Origin of the sequence: Yersinia artesiana (assembly GCF_902726545.1) — a bacterium.
In the GTDB taxonomy this organism is placed as follows: domain Bacteria; phylum Pseudomonadota; class Gammaproteobacteria; order Enterobacterales; family Enterobacteriaceae; genus Yersinia; species Yersinia artesiana.
On sequence record NZ_CACVAD010000036.1, the window covers coordinates 20,383 to 41,781 of the forward strand.

The following is a 21,399-nucleotide window of genomic DNA, read 5'->3' on the forward strand; positions in this document are numbered from 1 at the left end:
GGCTTTTCATCATGATTAGATATTAAATTACAGCAAAATCCGCAGCATACGGCGCAGTGGCTCCGCAGCCCCCCACAGTAGCTGGTCCCCAACGGTGAAGGCGGAAAGATATTCTGGCCCCATATTCAGTTTACGCAGACGGCCCACTGGCGTATTCAACGTACCGGTCACCGCCGCAGGGGTGAGTTCGCGCATGCTCAACTCGCGATCATTCGGGATAACACGAACCCAGTCATTGTGAGTTGCCAGTAATTGCTCGATTTCTGGTAGTGGCACATCTTTTTTCAGCTTCAGTGTAAAGGCCTGGCTGTGGCAACGCAGCGCGCCGATACGAACACACAGGCCATCAACCGGGATAACACTGCCGGTATTCAAAATTTTGTTGGTTTCGGCCTGCCCTTTCCACTCTTCACGGCTCTGACCGTTATCCAGCGCTTTGTCGATCCATGGAATCAAACTGCCCGCCAATGGCACGCCAAAGTTATCGGTCGGCAATTTGCCGCTGCGAGTGGCCGCAGTCACTTTACGTTCGATATCCAAAATAGCTGAGGCCGGATCTTGCAGCTCTTTTGCCACATCAGCGTGCAACATGCCCATTTGGGTCAGCAATTCGCGCATATGACGTGCACCGCCACCAGAGGCTGCCTGATAAGTCGCAACAGATGCCCACTCAACCAAATCATTAGCAAACAAACCGCCCAATGACATCAGCATCAGGCTGACGGTACAGTTGCCACCGGCAAAGGTCTTGATGCCCTTATCCAGCCCTTGTTGAATGACTCCGTGGTTCACCGGGTCCAGAATGATAATCGCATCATCGCGCATACGTAGAGATGAAGCCGCGTCAATCCAATAACCTTGCCAGCCAGTTTCTCGCAGCTTTGGATAAATTTCGTTGGTATAATCTCCCCCCTGACAAGTAATGATAATATCCAATGCACTCAGCGCATCAATATCATAAGCGTCTTGCAACGTACCTTGCTGACCCGTGAAAGACGGAGCGGCCTGGCCGTGTTGAGAGGTAGAGAAAAAGACCGGGCGGATCCCGTCAAAGTCGCGTTCTTCAATCATGCGTTGCATGAGTACTGAGCCGACCATACCGCGCCAGCCGATAAAACCAACGTTTTTCATGTTTACTGTCCTGCCTTGGAAGGTGACACCGATTAATGGATGTCTGTCTCGCATCGCTGCTGATGCATACGGCAAACTGACGAGGACAGACCTGATACCACCTTACAAAATATGGACAAAGTGGCAAGTTAAATTATTCGATACCAGAATGATTCAAAGCAATCTTCCTAATATGTGACTTTGACTGGCGGGAAACGCCAGTCGTTTTGATTTTTTTGAGGTAATAATGACAGAGATGATTGCGGCAACGGTGTTGCTGTTTTTGATTATGGATCCGCTGGGTAATTTGCCGATTTTTATGTCGGTGCTTAAACATCTGGAACCTAAACGGCGGCGAGTGGTGTTGATCCGTGAATTGCTGATCGCACTCATATTGATGCTAATTTTCCTGTTCGCCGGCGAGAAGATTTTGGCGTTCTTGAATTTGCGTACGGAAACAGTATCAATATCCGGCGGTATTATTTTGTTTTTAATCGCTATTAAGATGATTTTCCCCTCTCCCGAGAGCAGTGTTACCGGGCTATCGGCCGGGGAAGAGCCTTTCTTGGTTCCGCTCGCCATCCCATTAGTGGCAGGCCCGTCTATTCTGGCGACCCTGATGCTGCTATCCCATCAATATCCTAATCAGCTTAGCCATTTGGTGCTGGCGTTGATGATCGCCTGGGGCTTGTCGGCGGCTATTTTGTTGATGTCGAATCTGTTTCTGCGCTTGTTGGGCAGCAAAGGTGTTAGCGCATTGGAGCGCCTGATGGGATTAATTTTGGTGATGTTATCAACGCAGATGTTTTTGGATGGCGTGCGCGCGTATCTGACAAAGTGAATTTACGCGCCGGTTAACAGCAAAGTTATCGATAGCTCGGTGAGTGAAGGGTTTACCGCACCCAAGGGGCGATGTCCCTTCATTCAACTTTGCTAACAGTTTCCATCACGCGATGATTAGTTCTGTTTTTCCAGCGCCAACACACAGCGCTGCACAACTTCATCAATATCTGCATCAATATCCACACAGATAACATCCGGCTCTGCTGACCCCGGTTCTTCCAATGCTTCAAACTGACTTTTTAGTAAATCGGTAGGCATAAAATGACCGGATCGAGCTTTTAGCCGCTCCATAATCACATCAAAACTGCCTTTCAGGTATAAAAACACCATTTCCGGATTACCTTCTCGCAGCCGATCGCGATAGCGCCGTTTCAGGGCCGAACAGACAATAATACCGGTTTCATTCTTATGGTGCAGGCTATAAGCCGCATCGCTCAGGCGCTCCAACCACGGCATACGATCCTCATCATTAAGAGGATGCCCACTGCCCATTTTCTGAATATTGGCACGGGGATGCAGGTCATCACCGTCAATAAATTTGGCGTGAATCCGGCGGGCCACCGCTTCTCCCACGGTAGTTTTACCGCTACCCGATACACCCATCACGATAATGCTACGTCCTGCCATAATGTTGATCTCTATCTCAGAATAGGAATTTTACCGCTCGCTATGGTTTCGTATTTTATCATGTTACCGGTATCATGATACCGGTAACAAATGGAGATGTGACTTTTATCACACCTGATAGAACATCGTCATTGGACTCAATCGCACAATCACACTGGCTCCAACTGACTGTAACCATAATAAAAAGCGATACATATACTCTAAAATAAATGGAGAAATACTATGCCATTAGTCATTGTCGCGGTTGGCGTTGCCATGCTGCTGTTACTGATGATCCGTTTCAAACTCAACGGATTTATCTCGCTGATACTGGTCGCGCTGGCGGTAGGTGTCATGCAAGGGATGCCGGTCGATAAGGTCGTCGGTTCAATCAAAGCAGGGGTCGGTGGCACACTGGGCAGCCTGGCGCTGATTATGGGCTTCGGTGCCATGCTCGGTAAATTACTGGCGGACTGCGGCGGCGCTCAACGAATCGCCACTACTCTGATTGATAAATTTGGTAAAAAACACATTCAGTGGGCGGTGGTACTCACCGGTTTTACTGTCGGTTTCGCCCTATTCTATGAAGTCGGCTTTGTGTTGTTGCTGCCGCTGGTATTCAGTATCGCCGCTTCAGCCCGCATTCCATTGTTATATGTGGGTGTCCCGATGGCCGCAGCGCTGTCAGTGACTCACGGCTTTTTACCCCCTCACCCCGGCCCAACCGCTATTGCCACCATTTTCCACGCCGATATGGGTAAGACCCTGTTATATGGAACGTTGCTGGCTATCCCAACCGTCATTCTGGCTGGCCCGGTATTCGCTCGCTTCCTGAAAGGTATTGATAAACCGGTGCCAGAAGGGCTGTATAACCCAAAAACGTTTACCGATGAAGAGATGCCAAGTTTTGGCGTCAGTGTCAGCACTGCGCTGGTGCCGGTTATTTTAATGGCATTGCGGGCGGTGGCAGAGATGATCTTGCCCAAAGGGCATCCGGTGCTCTCCTATGCCGAATTCTTCGGTGACCCGGTTATCGCCACATTGATCGCCGTGTTAATCGCAATTTTCACCTTTGGCTTAAACCGTGGTCGCTCCATGGAATCGGTGATGGATACTGTGACCGACTCCATCAAAATCATTGCGATGATGCTATTGGTTATCGGCGGTGGCGGGGCTTTCAAACAGGTTTTAGTCGACAGCGGCGTTGACCATTACATCGCCAGCATGATGAACAGCAGCGGGCTATCACCAATTCTAATGGCATGGTCGATTGCAGCCGTGCTACGCATTGCGCTGGGTTCTGCGACGGTGGCCGCCATTACAGCTGGGGGGATTGTGGCCCCTCTCATTGCCACCACCGGTGCCAGCCCTGAATTGATGGTTATCGCGGTGGGTTCAGGTAGTGTGATTTTCTCTCACGTCAACGACCCGGGTTTCTGGCTATTTAAAGAATACTTCAACCTGACTATCGTCGAGACCTTCAAATCATGGTCAGTGCTGGAAACCATTATATCCGTCTGCGGATTGGTCGGCTGTCTGTTATTAGCAATGGTGATATAGCATTAGTTATATAGCATTAGTATATAACTACCGCGATTTAGATACTGCCGCCGGGGAGGATGGTGAAGCCCACATCAACCATCTTGGGTGTAACCACCTCTCCGCGTAGCCGGGCCAGTAAGCGCTCTGCTCCAATTTGCCCCATTCTTTCGCGCGGAGTCAGTACACTGGCGAGTTTCGGGACCATTGACTGACCAATATCATGCCCGTGGAAACCGGCTATCGCCATATCATGCGGAATAGAAAGCCCCTGGCGCTGACATTCAAATACCGCGCCAATGGCCAGGTCATCATTGGTGCAAAAAATACTGTCAATCTGCGGATAATTCACCTGAGCTTCGCGCAATAGCTCCGCTCCAGCAGAATAAGATGAGGAACGGCTGGTCATCACACTCATCGGCGTCAGGCCGGACTCACGCATCGCCTGCTCATAACCTTGCTGCTTAATCACCGTTCGCTCATCCTGACGCGCACCAAAATACACCACGTAACGGTGGCCTTTAGCGATAATCTGCTGAGTCATCTGTCTTGCGGCTTCAAAGTTATTAAAACCCACGGCTAAATCAATGCAAGGTGATGAACAATCCATCAGTTCAATAACAGGAATGCCCGCAACCTCAATCATTTTCAAAGTACGCGCCGTATGGTGCCGCTCAGAAAGAATCAATCCATCAATATTGTAAGAAAGCAGCGAGGTCAACCGCTGCTCTTCCCGTTCTTTCTGATAACCGTAATGTGCCAACATGGTTTGGTAGCCATGCGCATCTGTCACACTTTCAATACCTCGCAACACCTCGGCAAAAACCTGGTTGGTTAATGATGGCAGTAATACGCCAATAGCGTGGCTGGTAGCGTTGGAAAGGATATCGGGGGCACGATTGGGGATATAGCCAAGTTCGTCTAGCGCCAGTGCAATTTTTTCCCGCAAAACGACGGAAACTTGCTCCGGATTGCGCAAATAACGGCTGATCGTCATTTTAGTGACCCCAACCATATCGGCAACGTCTTGTAGCACTGGCCTTTTTTTCTTCATTATCAATGAACTGAGGCAGAGTAAACGGGGTGCCATTCTAGCAAAGAAAAGGGTATGGCGCGATGCACATACCCTTTTTTACTCAGGATGATCAAACTTAAACTGGCGGTAAATCAAACAGCAAGATTTCACTGTCTTCATCGGCATGAATAGAAAGAGCAGCTTCATCCCAGATAGCGAATGCATCGCTGGTGCCCGCACGGTGACCATTGATAGACACATTACCTCGCACAACTTGTATCCAGATACGGCGCTCTGCCTGAATCTGATAAATTGACTGCTCTTCACGTTTCAATGCCCAGCGCCATAACGTCATGTCCTGGAACACTTTTAGCGAGCCATCGCGGGCATCCGGTGATAACACCAACTGCCGCCCTTGCGGGATATCGAACATTTGCTGTTCGTAACGTGGCTCCAAACCGGTCTTATTCGGGATAATCCAAATCTGGTACAAATGCAGCGGTTGGTCATCGCGGCCATTATATTCTGAATGGCGAATCCCCGTGCCAGCACTCATTATCTGAAATTCACCCGCATGGATTTGCTCTTTGTTACCCATGCTATCCTGGTGCTCAACCGTACCGGACAACACATAAGTCAGAATTTCCATATCTTTATGCGGATGGGTACCAAAACCCTGACCGGCGTCGATAACATCTTCGTTAATTACACGTAGTGCTGAAAAACCCATAAATTCTGGATCGTAATAATCGGCGAATGAGAAGGTATGCCAGCTGTCCAGCCAACCGTGATTAGCATGTCCACGTTCTTCTGCTTTGCGTAAATAAATCATGTTCAGTTCTCCTCAACGTTTTCTTTAGTCTAGATGTCGCGGGAGAATATGAAAGCGCAAAAAACTCACTCCTCTGTTCAAAAAATTCGACTGATTCATAAGTTAAGGGACAAATGATTTGAATTTGAAGCGATTAGCGGAAAAACAGGCAAAAAAAAAGCCAGCACCCGGCTGGCTAAGTAAACACTGGAAGCAATGTGAGCAATGTCGTGCCTTCGTAATGTGAACACCTAAACTTTGATGGTCTCATCTGAAAGCACGACAATGATAATCATTATCACTCTCACTTGTAAAGTGTTTTTTTTAGCCACTCGCAATATTATTGACTCCGGTGAATAAAACGATATTTTAGTAGGTAATTCAAACAGTAAGAGTAAGGGTATGTTTATGGAAAATGTGCAGATACGCCATGTGGAATTCAGCGATTATCCCGCCTTGCAGCAGCTATTTTCACATCCACAGGTTTATCGTGACACGTTACAACTTCCCCTACCTTCGCTTGAGATGTGGGCTAAAAAGATCAAAGAAATACCCACTGGGATGCATAATTTAGTGGCATGTATTGATGAAGAGATCGTTGGTCAACTGACTGTTGAAGCAAATCAGCGTGCACGCCGCCGTCATGTGGCAACTTTTGGTATTGCTGTTGATGTTAACTCTTGCAGGAAAGGTGTCGGCAGTGCATTGATGGCAGCCATGATTGATTTATGTGATAACTGGCTGAATATACAACGTATTGAACTAACTGTTTTTGTCGATAATCTGGCGGCAATTGCCCTTTATCGTAAATTTGGCTTTGAAATTGAAGGTACCAGCCCGCGTTATGCTTTTCGTGACGGCCAATTTATTGATGCTCACCATATGGGACGAATAAATTTACCAAACTAACCATCAGGGGATAAGAGATATAACTTATTCCCTGATGTGATGAATGCAGGCTGGCGACAAAAATAACTAAATACCCGCGGTTTCTTTAATATAACGCCGTGCCTTTACTGCATATTCCAATGGATTCGCAATCGCAGGGTCTTGCTCTGCCTCCACCACCATCCATCCTTGATAGCCTTTTTCATCCAACAATTTAAACACTGGGCGGAAATCAATAACACCATCACCGGGAACAGTGAATGTGCCTTTTTTCACACCATCAAGGAAACTGAGTTTTTTCGCTTTAACTTCCGCGACCACCTCATCACGAACATCTTTTAGATGAACATGATTAATACGCGGTAAGTATTTTTCTAAAATAGCTAACATCGCTTCCTGACTACCTTCGGAATAATAGGCATGCCCAGTATCAAATAGCAGATAAACATCGTCGTTAACCATACTCATATAACGATCAATTTCTTCCGTGGTTTGGATGCCAGTCCCCATATGATGGTGTAAGCATACCTGCATCCCTTTCGTTGCCGCGATCTTGGCTAACTCGTTATAACCCTCTGCAACACGTTGCCATTCAGTGTCAGTAAAGTAAGGTTTCTCTTCAAAGATAGCTTTTGTGGTTCCCTGAATACTTTTACTTTGTTCAGAACAGCCTATAACTTTAGCCCCCATCGCATGGAGGAAATTCATGTGATTAGTAAATTCATCAATAGTTTTAGCGCGTTGACCATCAGCAAAGAAAGTGCTGAACCAGGCATTGCAAATCTGCATACCGCGTAGTTCAAGCATAGGTTTCAATACATTAGGGTCTCGTGGATATTTACTGCCAACTTCACTACCGATAAACCCGGCCAGTGCCATTTCACTGATACATTGTTGGAAGGTATTTTCTTTGCCCAAATCTGGCATATCATCGTTTGTCCAACCAATAGGAGCGATTGCCAACTTCACACGATCTTTATTCATAATAAACCTCTGCGATACATCTAATTTATACAGATGAGTACAATTAAAAATGATTAATTTCCCACCCTTTGATGTAAAAAATAGCGCTATGCGACAAGTTATCGGCTGACGCACAGACAATAGATATTGATATTATTTGTCATAAAAATCGGGTCGTTGCGGCAAGCTTATTGGGACAATCTGACCACTTTCCTGCGCGGCAATACAAGCATCAGCAGTAACCGCCGCCGCGAAGCCGTCCCAGGCAGAAGGCCCAGTGAGCTTTTCAGCTAACACATCGTTGATAAAGGCTTGCAACTCAACATCGTAGGCATCGATAAAACGATCTTTCCAGTCGGTGAGAATCTCATTTGATAGCCGCGCTTCACTACGCAGCAATACTGAAGAAGGTTCCGGTAATTTTGCAATACCGCTATCACCCACTACTTCGCATTGAATATCATAGCCATATTGACAGTTCACAAAGATTTCAACATCAATACGCGTGCCTTTTGCCGTTTCAAATAGCACGACTTGCGGGTCTCTCAGGTGAGCTTTAGCATGTTTAGCTTTACGCGGGAAAACAACCTGAACCGAGACATAATCATCATCAAGCAACCAGCGCAGCACATCAATTTCATGAATTAAAGTGTCAGTGATAGCCATACTTGTGGTGTAGTTATTACCAACTCTGGGGTTGCGATGGGCGCAATGCAGCATTAATGGGTCACCAATTTTCCCGCTGGTAATCACATCTTTCAGTGCGCGATAACCTTGGTCGTAAGGTCGCATAAACCCAACTTGAACCAAGCGCTTACCTTGTGCCGCTTCAGCCTCTACAATGCGTTTACACCCTTCAGCAGTTACAGCCAAAGGCTTTTCGCAGAATACATATTTGCCCGCAGCAACTGCTGCCAATACAAACTCTTCGTGGCTTGGCCCCCACGACGTGACCAGCACCGCCTCGACTTCTTTGGCATTAATAACTTCATAACCATCAGCATAAACATTCGCTTCAATACCCAGGTCACGAATAACTTTAGTGGCACTTTCGCGATTAATATCGGTCACGGCAACGATACGGCTACCCTGCAACACCTTGCTACACCGGCGAATGTGATCCTGACCAATAGCACCGGTTCCGATCACACCAATATTTAATGACATATTATTTCCCTCATGAAGTTTGGTTTGCAGGTGATCCCTGCTCATTTTATGACTTCACATCCAGATCATTTAATTAGCATTAATAATCACGGGCTTTGGCGATATTCTTTTCCAGCTCCCGTACCACTGCGTCCGTTTTTTCACTATCAGAAACCTGAGCAACCCCGACCCGCCACCAACTCAGGTATTTATGAACCATGGTTTTTGGCAGAACTTTTATGTCTATTAAGGTGGAAACTGTCTGCAAGCGAGCATCGGTCAATGCATCAAGTAGTTGCTGTTCTGTAGCAACGCGATATGTCTTACAGCCATAAGCAGCAGCCAACATGGCGAAATCTACCGGAACAAAATCGCCGTCTAATTGGCCCGTTTCTTGATTACGGAAACGGAATTCAGTGGCATAGCTGTCCATGCCATGTTCCATCTGGAGATTATTGATGCAGCCATTTGTCATGTTATCGAACAATATGACGTTGATTTTGCAGCGTTCTTGAATGGAAGTAACCAGCTCAGAATGCAGCATCATGAAGGCACCATCACCCACCAGCGAGTAGACCTCGCGGTTAGGTTCGGCCAACTTCACACCCAATGCAGCGTTGACTTCATAGCCCATGCACGAGTAACCATATTCGACGTGATAGCCATTATTGCCTTTTGTGCGCCATACCCGCTGTAAATCACCGGGTAAGCTGCCAGCAGCCGCAACAATGACAGCATCTTGAGGTAATTGATTATTCAGAACACCCAGCACCTGGCTTTGTGTCAGGAAAGAACCGGTTTTATTAATAAACTCACCAAAGACCTGCTCACGGTCTAAATGGTCATTAATTTCAGGGGTGAAATCCTCGGCATGGTATTCCACCTGATAGACCCGTTTTGTCTCGGCTAATTGTTCAGCACGCATTCGGGCAATTTCCCCGCCCCAACCCGCCTGATAACCACTATTGCCAAGTTGTTGATGCAATGCAGACAATGCCTCACGCGCATCCGCCAGCAATTGCAAACCATCCAATTTACCAGCATCAAAAGCACTGACATTAATATTGAGGAATGAAACATCCGGGTTCTGAAATAACCATTTCGATGATGTCGTAAAGTCGGTATAGCGGGTGCCAACACCAATCACCAAATCAGCCTGCTTCGCCAAGGTGTTCGCCGCCAGGCAACCTGTTTCACCAATACCGCCGAGATTGAGCTCATGTTCGGAGCTAATTGTGCCTTTGCCCGCCTGTGTCTCGACCCATGGTAAACCGAAACATTCAGCAAATCGTTGCAATGCCTGACCGGCCTGTGAGTATTTTACGCCGCCGCCACAGACCAAAATCGGTTTACGTTTTGAGGTCAATAAAGCGATAGCATCAGCCAGCATTGCTGCGCTGGCAGGCCGCCGGTCAAGGCGATGAACACGTTTTTGGAAGAAGTAATCAGGATAATCATAGGCTTCAGCCTGTACATCTTGCGGCAAACATAGCGTTACAGCACCAGTCTCTGCCGGGTCAGTCAGTACCCGCATGGCATTAATACACGCGCTCATCAGTTGCTCTGGCCGCGTAATGCGATCCCAGTATTTACTGACAGGTTTGAAGGCATCATTAGTGCTGATACTCAGATCATGAGATTGTTCAATTTGCTGGAGCACGGGATCGGGTTGGCGTGAGGCAAATACATCACCAGGAAGCAATAGTAAGGGGATACGGTTAGCTGTTGCAGTTGCGGCGGCGGTCACCATGTTGGCACTGCCCGGCCCAACAGATGAAGTACAAGCATAGATTTGCTGACGCAACTTTTGTTTGGCGAAACCGGTCGCTGCATGAGCCATTCCTTGCTCATTTCGCCCTTGATGAACCACTAGCTCGCCACAGTCTTGTTCCAGTGCCTGCCCGACGCCCAGTACGTTACCATGACCAAAAATAGCAAAAATCCCTTTGATAAATTTGATTTCCTGACCATCAACTTGCAGGTATTGATTGTCCAAAAACCGGACTAATGCCTGTGCAGTGGTTAGCCGAATCTTATTCATTTATTCATCCTTTGCTCTGTTTGCGCGATACAACAGTGAGGTGAAACATAGCAGGGATTATAAACAAATATTTTTTTCATAAAATCACATTACAGAAGAAACATTTCATTTTGCGATGAAGATCAAATAATCAGGTAAACACTGAAACCATCACACCCGCATTAACTCATGTGAAATAGTGGCATTACAAACCAGCAGTAAATGAATCTAATAAATTGATATTATTAACTTAATATCACTCATCAATACTTCCTATTTCCTACTCATAAAACCATCAATAACTGGCACAATCCTTTAGTGTAAGCCCCATTCTCGTGCGTGATATAAGGCTTTTAGTCAGGTCACATAATTGGGGTATAAATTTCATTTAATCTTGAAATTGAAATATTTATTCCTCATACTGATTTCAGAAACATTACTACGGGTTTATTTCATCGGTCATTGTCGAGGTTTTAAAAGAAGGAAATGGGGATGGGTACACAACACAAAGTGCTGGATGTCATATGTATCGGCCGAATTGCCGTCGATTTTTATGGGCAACAGATTGGTTCCCGGCTGGAAGATACCAGTACATTTGCCAAATATTTGGGCGGTTCATCAGGTAATGTCGCCTACGGCACAGCAATTCAAGGCTTGAAGTCAGGTATGTTGGCACGTGTTGGTGATGAACATATGGGCCGCTTCCTGCGCGAGGAATTACAACGTGTTGGGGCTGATACCCGTTTTCTTATTACTGACAAGCAGCGCCTAACTGCTCTGGTTATTCTCGGTATTAAAGATCAAGAAACTTTCCCTCTGATTTTTTACCGTGAAAACTGCGCTGATATGGCCCTGACGCCAGATGATATCGATGAGTCTTATATTGCATCATCACGAGCATTGGCTATCACTGGCACACATCTTTCACACCCAAATACACGCGCTGCTGTATTGAAGGCGCTGGAATATGCGCATAAGCATGGGCTACGAACGGCTCTGGATATTGATTATCGCCCAGTATTATGGGGCCTGACCTCACTTGGCGACGGTGAAACACGTTTCATTGAATCAGAAAAAGTGACTCAGCAACTGCAAGAAGTTCTACATCATTTCAATTTAATTGTCGGTACTGAAGAAGAGTTCCATATCGCGGGGGGCAGTACAGATACCCTGGTCGCGCTGCAAAATGTGCGTAAAGCCACTCAGGCAACACTGGTCTGCAAGCGCGGGGCACAAGGTTGTTCAGTATTCGAGGGGGCGATTCCCTCCAATTGGGAACAAGTCAAACTCCATTCTGGTGTTCGCGTTGAAGTTCTCAATGTATTGGGGGCCGGTGATGCCTTTATGTCTGGTTTACTACGCGGCTATCTTAATGATGAGAGTTGGGAACAGGCTTGCCGTTACGCCAACGCCTGCGGTGCACTGGTTGTTTCGCGTCACGGCTGCGCACCTGCCATGCCAACCAAAATTGAATTAGACGATTACCTCAGTCGCGAGCACTCAGTTCCGCGCCCAGATCGTGATGCTCACCTTAACCATTTGCATCGGGTAACCACCCGTAAACAGCAGTGGCCGGAGCTTTGCGTGTTTGCGTTTGATCACCGCAAACAATTGGCTGATATGGCGCGAGAAGCGGGTGTGAGCGAAGGGCGCATCCCCAAACTCAAAACATTATTACTACAGGCCGCACAACAGGCAGCTCAAGAGTCCGGGCTGGAGCATAAGAGTGGCATTCTGGCAGATACTACTTACGGCCAGGAAGCGCTCAACACCATTACCGGCCAAGGGTGGTGGATAGGCCGCCCCATTGAGCTACCCAGCTCAAGGCCACTACGTCTTGAACATGGCAATATTGGCTCCCAACTCATTGATTGGCCGCTGGAACATGTCGTGAAGTGCCTGGTGTTTTATCATCCCAAAGACAGTGCGGAACTGCGCCAACAGCAGGATGAGCTGATTTTGGATGTTTACCGTGGATGCTGTAAGTCGGGGCATGAATTACTGTTGGAAGTGATTTTACCCGAAGACAATAAAGACAAAGATGAACGTTATTATATTGAAACCATGGCACATTTCTATGCGCTAGGGATTCAACCAGATTGGTGGAAACTGCCGCCGCTAAGCGCTGAGAACTGGCAGAAAGTAGGTGAATTGATTGAAACTCAAGACCCCTATTGCCGAGGTGTATTGATTCTTGGGTTGGATTCCCCAGAAGCTATATTAAAAGCGGGCTTTGCCGCCGCGGCAAAAGCACCATGGGTTAAAGGTTTTGCTGTCGGCCGCACTATCTTCGGCCAGGCATCACGCCATTGGTTGCAAGGCGAGTTAAATGACGCCGAGTTGATCGCGCAAGTGAAACAAAATTATCAAACGCTAATAGGCTATTGGCGAGATTATCGTCCAGTCATCTGAATTTAAAACAGCTTTAGTGGCGCTGGCGTGGGAACACGTCGGTGCCATTGTGCTGCCATCTGCATGGTTTATTCTTTATTAGCCTGAAAAAATCCTGATTTCTGTCAAACTTAATAAAGTAATATCTTTTGCTTATAGCCGTTTCCTTTATCATAGTTTAGTGAATGGTTTTAATTCGCAATGAAATAAAAGCAAAAGCGAATATCAAGAAATGAAATTTTCCAACCGTCTGTTAGAATACCTGACAGATAACCCCTGAATTTTCCTCTGCCGTGGGCTGAATGGATGAATAACCCGACTCAACTATCATTGCTACAAGACCAGATTCGTCATCGTTATGAAACGTTAAGCAAACGCTTAAAACAAGTTGCCCGTTATATCCTGGATAACAGTAACAGCATTGCATTTGATACAGTTGCTTCCATTGCGGCCCAAGCCAGTGTGCCACCATCAACCTTAATTCGGTTTGCAAATGCCTTTGGTTTCAGTGGGTTTAACGAAATGAAACAGGTATTCCGTCAACATCTGATGGAAGAAACCGTTAACTATACCGAGCGCGCACGGTTATTCCGTCAAACCTCAACTGATGGCAATACTGCACCAGAAAAACCGGCTGAAATACTGAATGTATTTACGATGGTCAATGCGCAAGCTCTACAGCAACTGGCGGTGCAAACCAGCGCCGAACAATTAGATAGAGCCGTCGAATTGTTAAACAATGCTGAAAATATCTATGTGATTGGCTTACGTCGTTCTTTTAGCGTGGCTTCTTACCTAACCTATGCATTACGCCATTTGGAGCGACGGGCTTTTCTGATTGACGGGCTTGGCGGAATGTTCGCTGAACAACTGAGCATGGTAAAACCTAAAGACGTAGTGATTGCTATCAGCTACTCACCCTATGCACAAGAAGCTTTGGAACTGGTTGAATTAGGTGCAAAAAGTGGTGCGCAGCAAATTGCGATTACTGATAGTCAAGTCAGCCCATTAGCGGCTTTCAGCGATGTCTGTTTTGTGGTGCGGGAAGCGCAGGTTGACGGGTTCCGTTCACAGGTTGCCTCTATGTGTCTGGCACAAACCTTAGCCGTTTCATTGGCACTCAACAACGCAAAATCGTAAATCCTCAGGCTTGACCCTCTGGCGCTTTCAAGCCAGATATAATCTTTCAGGATCAATAAAATGGGTAGAATTTCGTCTACCCATTCAATTCATACTTTAAAAAGCGGCTTAGTTTTTTTCTACCGGATAGTGATCGCTATTGATCCATGCATGATCTTTTTCCCAGGTAAATTTCCATAGCCGTACTGGCCCCGCCATCACATTCAAATAATAGTTGTCATAGCCCGCTAATGTCGCCACGGGATGATAGCCCTTCGGCACTTTCACGACATCTCGGTTATAGACCGGCATACATTCATCCAGTGAACGGTCGTCGGTATAAACCCGCTGCATGCAAAAACCTTGCTCTGGATTTAGCCGGTGATAGTAAGTTTCTTCCAAATAGGTTTCATCTGCCGAATTTTCCTGATCATGTTTATGACTTGGGTATGAACTGGTATTCCCCTCATCGGTATAAACCTCAACCACCAGCAAACTGTCTGCGGGTTTATCGTCAGGCAAGATGTTATGTACTAACCGCTGGTTACGCCCCTTGCCTCGCCGCTCCACTCCCACATCTGCTGGCGTAATCAGACGAGATGGTAAATGGCCATTACCGGGCGCACGGCAGACCGCCAATTCCAAATCGGTCTCCGCCACGACTTTCACACTATCATGGTGTGGAACATAAACAGAATAAGGCGGTGTTCGTTCGAACGGGCTCATGCGTTTGCCAATATGTGGATATTCAGCGCGTTGTGTTGATACCGAAGCAATACCAGCAACTAATACCAGACAGAGTTCATTTTCAGCACTATCCAGCATCAATACCTTTCCTGCCGTAAGGCGATAGACATCAAATCCAACAAAACGCCAACCGGCGTTCTCCGGCGAAATATGTTGAATACGCCCATTAGCATCCGGCGGCTGACATTTGGCAAGCAGTGACGACATGATGACTCTCCTGTTAACAGCATGAAATTATTCTAACGAACACCCTCAGATAGCATTAACCCAGCGTTGGCATACTGTATTCTGAAACTGTTTGCTGACCTGTTGGCCAACGGGCTGTGGTTGTTTTCATACGGGTGTAGAAACGCACTCCGTCAGTGCCATGAACATTTAATGCACCGAATACGGAACGCTTCCAACCACCAAAACTGTGAAACGCCATTGGTACTGGCACGGGCACATTGACACCAACCATCCCAGCCTGAACTTCATGTACAAACTGCCGTGCATAGTGGCCGCTACTGGTGAAAATTGCGCTCCCATTGCCGAACTCATGACTATTAACCGTATTAATTGCGGTTTGATAATCAGGTACTCTGACAATCCCTAACACTGGGCCAAAGATTTCTTCCTGGTAGATCTTCATATCAGGGGTGACATGATCAAACAGGGTGCCACCTACATAGTATCCTTGCTCATAACCAGCAACTTTATAATGACGGCCATCTGTGACTAATGTCGCACCTTCTTTAACACCTTGATCAATATAGCCAAGTACCTTTTTCTGATGAGCCGCTGAAATTAGCGGCCCCATTTCGTTTTCTTCTCCACCTTGCTGTATACCTGGCCCGACACGCAGACGGGCAATGAGTGGTTTTAACTTTTCAATTAATTTATCCGCAGTACTGTCACCCACCACGACCGCAATCGGCAGTGCCATACAACGCTCGCCTGCTGATCCAAAAGCACCGCCCATTAATGCATTTACGGTCGCATCCAAATCAGCATCTGGCATGATGATCGCCTGATTTTTCGCGGCACCAAAGGCTTGTACACGTTTACCGTGCGCACTGGCCGTGGTGTAAATATGCTCGGCCACAGTAGAAGAACCGACAAAACTTACGGCTTGAATTCGTGGATCTGTGCAGAGCTGTGCAGCACTTTCATTTGAACAGTGAATAACATTGAATACGCCATCAGGTAAGCCCGCTTCCGTCAGCAACTCGGCGAGACGAACCGACGCAGAAGGGTCTAGTGCCGGCGGTTTCAGAATAAAGGTATTGCCACACGTCAATGCAATGGGGAACATCCACATAGGTACCATCGCAGGAAAGTTAAAAGGCGTTATCCCGGCCACAACGCCCAAAGGCTGCATCATTGAGAAACTATCAACCCCAGTTCCTACGTCTGCGGAATATTCGCCTTTCAATAAGTGCGGGATACCACAGGCGAACTCGACCACTTCCAGACCGCGCGTAATTTCGCCCAAAGCATCCGAATAGACCTTGCCGTGTTCACGAACAATCAACTCGGCCAGTTCATCACGGTGTTGTTCAATCAAAGTTTTAAAGTTGAACATAATGCGAGCGCGGCGCAGAGGGGTGGTTCGTGACCAATCGCCAAAAGCCTGATGAGCTACGCCAATTGCCTGATGAACTTCTTCGGCTGTACTTTGCGTGACCTGGCTTTCAACCTTACCGGTGGCTGGATTATGGATATCGGCAGTTTGATTGCTGGAGCTCAGGGAGTTCTTCCCGCCGATAAAGTTACTCACAATTTTCATGTCTCACCCTCTTCTCAATAGCTGCTATCGCAGGGTTCGCTCAAAGTGACTTAAACCAGACAACTCATAACGAACCATACGCTCAATCAATAAGGGCTATCTTGTTGTGGGACCAAAATAGCCAACAAGGCGACCAGCCGCCAGGCAGGCGAAAAACCAGCCGATATGCAGACTCTATGCTATTGAAAAAAAAGTTTCAAATAACTTTGTTTAGAAATTTTGTTTTGTGCGGTGTATCGCAAGTTCCTGCAAGGACAAAAGGTCAGAACCAAAAAAACCAGATAGCCCACGCAATGCGCTTATTAAGCTAAAATCGCTTATTAACCTGCCACGGATAAGCTGTTAGTGTTAAAAAAAATCAACCAGACTAATGAGAGTTAAATGAATTTAATCCACCTGGTATTTGAGTTTATCCGAAACATCACCGTTTCGTTATTTCACATAAATGAAATAAATATTTCTTTAATGAATGCTACCCCGAAGCGATTTCTCATGTATCTCTATCACAACAGTCACCAATACCATGACTGGCACATCTCTCATTTGGCTCGACGACCTCCCCAGCGCACCGCCAGGCTAGCGGCCCCTGCCAGAGTGATTAAGGCGACTACACCAACCCATCCCATTTTTTCCAGTATCAAGCTACCCACGGAGGAACCAACGGCCATCCCGACAAACACGCAGGTAAATAACAATGCATTAAGCCGACTGCGGGCTGCGGGTTCCAAACTATAAATAATGGTTTGATGAGCGACCAATGTGGCCTGCACACCAAAATCAAAACCAACGGCGCTGACCACAATAAGTGCTATCTGGAGGTGAAATGGTAACAGTGGCAAAAGGAACAAAGCAGCAAATGACAATGTAGCCAGGCTTGCGCCAATCAACGTAACCACTTGCGGCCCCCGGCGGTCTGCCAATGAACCGGCTAATGGTGCAGCCAATGCACCTGCGGCACCGGCAAGGCCAAACGCCCCTGCTACAGCACTGCCAAGGTGATAGGTATCCTGCAACATTACGGCCAGTGTTGACCAGAAAGCACTAAACCCTACAGAAAGTAGCCCTTGCGATAATGCCGCCCGACGTAACTCTTTAAACTGTAGCCATAAATGACTCATTGAGACGAGTAACGCCGGATAACTCAATACCGAGCTTGCCGGTACTCGCGGTAAACTGCGCCATATCACCAACGTAATCAGAATGACCGATAGTGCGGCCCCCATATAAAGTGACCGCCAACCAAAGTACTCTGCAACAAAGCCACTCAGCACCCGTGACAGTAAAATCCCCAGTAGCAAGCCTGTCATAACAGTACCGACCGTTTTTCCCCGCTGTGCTGCCGAGACTAATGTCGCTGATGCCGGAACAATATCCTGCGCCATTGTTGCGGCAATCCCGATAATAAAACTGGTCACCAACAACGCACTGATATCAGGGACAAAACTACTGAACAACAAAGCGGCGGTCAGCAGGATACCTTTCAATAAAATGATCATCCGGCGATCATGGCGATCCCCTAACGGGGCAAGTAACAGTAAGCCCAAGGCATAACCGATCTGTGTCAGTGTAGGTACTAAGCCGACCGTTCCTACGCTGGCGTGTAAATCAGATCCCATAATACCCAGTAACGGCTGGCTATAATAAATTGATGCGACGCTAAGGCCTGCGCCAGTTGCCAACATCAGAACTTTGCGGCCGGAAAGGGGTTTCTCAGCACTTTCAGTGTGAGTTGATGCGGTTTGAATGACTGACATGATGGCTACCTGTAAGGATATTGAGGCTGCATTTTTACGTGTGCAGACCTATCTTGGTAGTCGCCTGGAGGGTAAAACTGTTATACGCTTAACGTATGACAGAACCTAATTTAGCTGGCATTGACCGTATAGAGTTGATGCAAACATTTATTCGTATCGTCGAGACGGGCAGTTTGTCTGCGGCCGCAGCACGTCTGGGCACTAGCCAGCCGACTATCAGTCGCCGCTTGCAGACATTAGAGCGGTTGCTTGGCCTAAAGTTATTGCAGCGAACCACGCATATTATGAAGCTGACAGATGATGGCGAACGTTGCTATTCCCATGCCAAGCAGCTTGTTGAGAGCTGGAATACCATGGAAAATGACCTACGTGGTGCGACTGATGAACCCAGAGGACTACTGCGTGTTCTGGTGCCACATGCTTTCGGGCAAGAACAATTAATCAAACCACTCAAAGACTTCCTGCGCCAATACCCGAAAATGTCCGTTGAATGGATGCTAAATGATCGCCGCCCCGACTTTATTGCCGAAGGCATTGATTGCGCTATTCAAGTTGGCTCTGTCACTGATCCATCTGTTGTCGCTATCCTACTGGCTGAAGTGCCACGCATCGTGGTGGCCGCACCTGAATTGTTGGGCAATAAGCCGCTACCCACACACCCCGAGCAATTGCAGGATTTTCACTGGCTGGCATTAAATACGTTTTACCGTAATGAAGTTGTTCTGAGCCATAAAACAAATAGCGAAATACATCGTTTTTCTATACAACCGCAATTAAGTACCGACAGTCTATATGCATTACGAAATGCCGCGCTGATAGGATTAGGCGTAGGGATCGCGTCAACATGGGTAGTAAATAATGACATCGAACAAGGGCGGTTAGCTCATTTGACACCCGACTGGCATGGATTACCTCTGCCGATATATTTGGTTTACCCTCACGCCAGCTATTACCCAGCCAGATTAAGAGCATTTCTTGATATTATGCGCCAGGCTATGCCACACCTGTCTGGAACGCAGCTCCCCACCAAGAAACGCAAAGATAAATAGCAGCAAGGCTAGTTTTTATTAATTCCTACATTATAAAAAACATATTGTTTTATCTATGGAACATATTACAAAAAAGAAACATATTTTCGCGTGACAATAATATAATGTTTTGTAATCTTTAGGGATACCTTAATAGCTAGAGTATCCTACAATGATAAAATTAATAATTACCGATCTGGATGGCACTTTTCTTGATGATAAAGGAGATTATGATCGAGAACTGTTTCAGAATGTCAAAAAAATCATGGTACAGAAAGGTGTCCATTTTGCGGTATGTACCGGTAAACAATGCGAGCGCGTAGAAGAACTGTTCAAGGACGATGCTGAACAGTTCTGGATTCTGGGTGATAGTGCCACCAGAATAAAATATAAAGGCGAATATATTTATCAGTCTCTGATTAAAAATAAACTTGGGCTAGATATCATAGCTAAATTAGAAGCCATCAATAAAGAACCCGTTATTATTGCTTGTACATCAGAGGGCGCTTTTATTAAAAGCTCTGTTTCTAAAGAAATGGAGGATAAAATTAAAAAGTCATATGCCAAAGTGACAAAGGTCGATGATTTTTATCAGGTGAATCATGATTTTGTCAAAATATCTATTTATGATGAAAAGGGTCGCTGCCCTGGTTTTAAACCTCATCTGCAGGAATTCTTTGATAAAGCCTATATTGTTGTTTCTGAAGATGCCTGGATTGATATTGCTGATGTCGGCGTGCATAAAGGGCATACAGTCGAAATCCTACAGAATTTATTAAATGTTAATAAGGACGAGACCATGGTATTTGGTGATGGTCTGAATGATATTGAATTAATGGAAAGAGCGACCTTCAGTTTCGCCATGCGTAATGCTTTTGAAGAAACTAAATCTGCCGCAAATTTCATCACAGGTAGAAATACAGAGAACGCCGTTATGTTAACTATCCAAAGGATGCTGATGCTTTAGTAAAACAATCGGCACTTAAATATAGTGACAGCCAGCTGAATTTTTTGCCATTCTACTGGCTGTCTAAACGATATCAATCTATAGCTCTTTATGCTTATGTTGGTAACGAGAAGGCCATATCATAGCTGCTTCTACACCTAAAAAATCAGAAATGATTTTTTCTCCTTTTGGCCATTTACGCGTAATGGTATTACTCAATGTCGATGAGTTTAATTCTGCGCGACGTGATAGTGCATAGAGTGATGACCCCTTCTTTTTACTGTGACTATAATATCTGCGGGGTGCCAATCACTTTCCATATTAATTCCTCATGTGTAATTTATTATTAAGTTAATATATTACCAACCTAACTCCTATTAAAATTTGATAGATTACGTTGCGTAGTGTTTTAAAGTAAATGTCGGAGTTGCAGGATTAATTATATTCTACATTCAATTATATTTTATATTACGCAGTGATGTTGCCCCGTTAGTTTTACTTGCCCAACTTATCATTACGATAAATACCGCAATGATCTCCTGCAATATGTCATCCACTATTGTTGGAGGACTGGCACCTCTGATTATCAGTTATCTGGTTTCTTTCGATCTGATTTATGCCGGTATTTATATTGCCATGTCCGGTTTTACACTACTGCTTTCACATTGGCTCTATAAAACCGGCGCGTTATGAATAAAGAATGAG

Annotated in this window: 18 protein-coding genes and 1 pseudogene; 8 read left to right on the top strand and 11 right to left on the bottom strand. The window is 46.2% G+C overall.

The annotated features are described in order from the left end of the window. Window positions 1-27 precede the first annotated feature (27 nt). Window positions 28-1,131: an aspartate-semialdehyde dehydrogenase gene (gene asd, locus HU019_RS13320; RefSeq protein WP_019081568.1), complete on the bottom strand. Its 1,104-nt coding sequence runs from the start codon at window positions 1,129-1,131 to the stop codon at window positions 28-30. 226 nt (window positions 1,132-1,357) lie between these two features. Here asd and HU019_RS13325 point away from each other — a divergent pair, with 226 nt between their 5' ends. After that, window positions 1,358-1,951, top strand: a complete 594-nt coding sequence (locus HU019_RS13325) for a YhgN family NAAT transporter (RefSeq protein WP_005174792.1) — start codon at window positions 1,358-1,360, stop codon at window positions 1,949-1,951. A 116-nt stretch (window positions 1,952-2,067) separates the two neighbouring features. Here the strand turns inward: HU019_RS13325 and HU019_RS13330 are convergent, their stop codons facing one another. After that, complete coding sequence (locus tag HU019_RS13330) at window positions 2,068-2,580, bottom strand: gluconokinase (protein ID WP_174847985.1); 513 nt, start codon at window positions 2,578-2,580, stop codon at window positions 2,068-2,070. A gap of 222 nt (window positions 2,581-2,802) precedes the next feature. Between HU019_RS13330 and gntT the strand changes: the two genes are divergently transcribed. Further along, window positions 2,803-4,119 carry a gluconate transporter gene (gene gntT, locus HU019_RS13335; RefSeq protein ID WP_174847986.1) on the top strand — a complete coding sequence of 439 codons (1,317 nt, stop codon included), beginning with the start codon at window positions 2,803-2,805 and terminating at the stop codon, window positions 4,117-4,119. A gap of 37 nt (window positions 4,120-4,156) precedes the next feature. On the opposite strand, the gene gntR is transcribed toward gntT, so the two are convergent. Together gntR and HU019_RS13345 are read right to left on the bottom strand one after the other, a co-directional pair. Then, the gene (gene gntR / locus HU019_RS13340; protein WP_174847987.1) at window positions 4,157-5,152 is read right to left on the bottom strand and encodes a gluconate operon transcriptional repressor GntR; all 996 of its coding nucleotides are present in this window, start codon (window positions 5,150-5,152) and stop codon (window positions 4,157-4,159) included. 97 nt (window positions 5,153-5,249) lie between these two features. Next, a complete protein-coding gene (locus tag HU019_RS13345; RefSeq protein WP_005174799.1) occupies window positions 5,250-5,945 on the bottom strand; it encodes a pirin family protein in 696 nt (231 codons plus the stop codon). Window positions 5,946-6,332: 387 nt separating this feature from the next. On the opposite strand from HU019_RS13345, the gene HU019_RS13350 reads away from it, so the two are divergent. Next, a complete protein-coding gene (locus tag HU019_RS13350) occupies window positions 6,333-6,833 on the top strand; it encodes a GNAT family N-acetyltransferase (protein WP_174847988.1) in 501 nt (166 codons plus the stop codon). A 66-nt stretch (window positions 6,834-6,899) separates the two neighbouring features. Here the strand turns inward: HU019_RS13350 and iolE are convergent, their stop codons facing one another. The 3 genes from iolE to iolD all read right to left on the bottom strand — a co-directional run bounded on the left by iolE (window position 6,900) and on the right by iolD (window position 10,962). Beyond that, the gene (gene iolE, locus HU019_RS13355) at window positions 6,900-7,796 is read right to left on the bottom strand and encodes a myo-inosose-2 dehydratase (RefSeq protein ID WP_174847989.1); all 897 of its coding nucleotides are present in this window, start codon (window positions 7,794-7,796) and stop codon (window positions 6,900-6,902) included. A 132-nt stretch (window positions 7,797-7,928) separates the two neighbouring features. Beyond that, the gene (gene iolG / locus HU019_RS13360; protein ID WP_174847990.1) at window positions 7,929-8,942 is read right to left on the bottom strand and encodes a bifunctional inositol 2-dehydrogenase/D-chiro-inositol 1-dehydrogenase; all 1,014 of its coding nucleotides are present in this window, start codon (window positions 8,940-8,942) and stop codon (window positions 7,929-7,931) included. A 79-nt stretch (window positions 8,943-9,021) separates the two neighbouring features. Further along, window positions 9,022-10,962: a 3D-(3,5/4)-trihydroxycyclohexane-1,2-dione acylhydrolase (decyclizing) gene (iolD, locus tag HU019_RS13365; RefSeq protein WP_174847991.1), complete on the bottom strand. Its 1,941-nt coding sequence runs from the start codon at window positions 10,960-10,962 to the stop codon at window positions 9,022-9,024. Window positions 10,963-11,433: 471 nt separating this feature from the next. On the opposite strand from iolD, the gene HU019_RS13370 reads away from it, so the two are divergent. Both HU019_RS13370 and HU019_RS13375 read left to right on the top strand, forming a co-directional pair. Continuing rightward, window positions 11,434-13,353 carry a bifunctional 5-dehydro-2-deoxygluconokinase/5-dehydro-2-deoxyphosphogluconate aldolase gene (locus tag HU019_RS13370; RefSeq protein WP_174847992.1) on the top strand — a complete coding sequence of 640 codons (1,920 nt, stop codon included), beginning with the start codon at window positions 11,434-11,436 and terminating at the stop codon, window positions 13,351-13,353. 285 nt (window positions 13,354-13,638) lie between these two features. Beyond that, complete coding sequence (locus HU019_RS13375) at window positions 13,639-14,472, top strand: MurR/RpiR family transcriptional regulator (protein WP_174847993.1); 834 nt, start codon at window positions 13,639-13,641, stop codon at window positions 14,470-14,472. A 108-nt stretch (window positions 14,473-14,580) separates the two neighbouring features. Here the strand turns inward: HU019_RS13375 and iolB are convergent, their stop codons facing one another. The 3 genes from iolB to HU019_RS13390 all read right to left on the bottom strand — a co-directional run bounded on the left by iolB (window position 14,581) and on the right by HU019_RS13390 (window position 18,720). Further along, the gene (gene iolB, locus HU019_RS13380) at window positions 14,581-15,405 is read right to left on the bottom strand and encodes a 5-deoxy-glucuronate isomerase (RefSeq protein ID WP_174847994.1); all 825 of its coding nucleotides are present in this window, start codon (window positions 15,403-15,405) and stop codon (window positions 14,581-14,583) included. 55 nt (window positions 15,406-15,460) lie between these two features. After that, entirely contained in the window at window positions 15,461-16,966 is a 1,506-nt protein-coding gene (locus HU019_RS13385) for a CoA-acylating methylmalonate-semialdehyde dehydrogenase (protein WP_174847995.1), read from the bottom strand. Window positions 16,967-17,505: 539 nt separating this feature from the next. Beyond that, complete coding sequence (locus HU019_RS13390) at window positions 17,506-18,720, bottom strand: MFS transporter (RefSeq protein WP_174847996.1); 1,215 nt, start codon at window positions 18,718-18,720, stop codon at window positions 17,506-17,508. A gap of 95 nt (window positions 18,721-18,815) precedes the next feature. Here HU019_RS13390 and HU019_RS13395 point away from each other — a divergent pair, with 95 nt between their 5' ends. Further along, window positions 18,816-19,769, top strand: a complete 954-nt coding sequence (locus HU019_RS13395; protein ID WP_174847997.1) for a LysR family transcriptional regulator — start codon at window positions 18,816-18,818, stop codon at window positions 19,767-19,769. A 151-nt stretch (window positions 19,770-19,920) separates the two neighbouring features. Next, complete coding sequence (locus tag HU019_RS13400; RefSeq protein WP_174847998.1) at window positions 19,921-20,715, top strand: HAD-IIB family hydrolase; 795 nt, start codon at window positions 19,921-19,923, stop codon at window positions 20,713-20,715. Window positions 20,716-20,793: 78 nt separating this feature from the next. On the opposite strand, the pseudogene HU019_RS13405 reads toward HU019_RS13400, so the two are convergent. Then, a pseudogene (locus HU019_RS13405) lies at window positions 20,794-21,014 on the bottom strand (helix-turn-helix domain-containing protein). Between the two features lie 226 nt (window positions 21,015-21,240). Between HU019_RS13405 and HU019_RS13410 the strand changes: the two are divergent. Continuing rightward, window positions 21,241-21,387 carry a hypothetical protein gene (locus HU019_RS13410; protein ID WP_174847999.1) on the top strand — a complete coding sequence of 49 codons (147 nt, stop codon included), beginning with the start codon at window positions 21,241-21,243 and terminating at the stop codon, window positions 21,385-21,387. The last annotated feature ends 12 nt before the right edge of the window (window positions 21,388-21,399 follow it).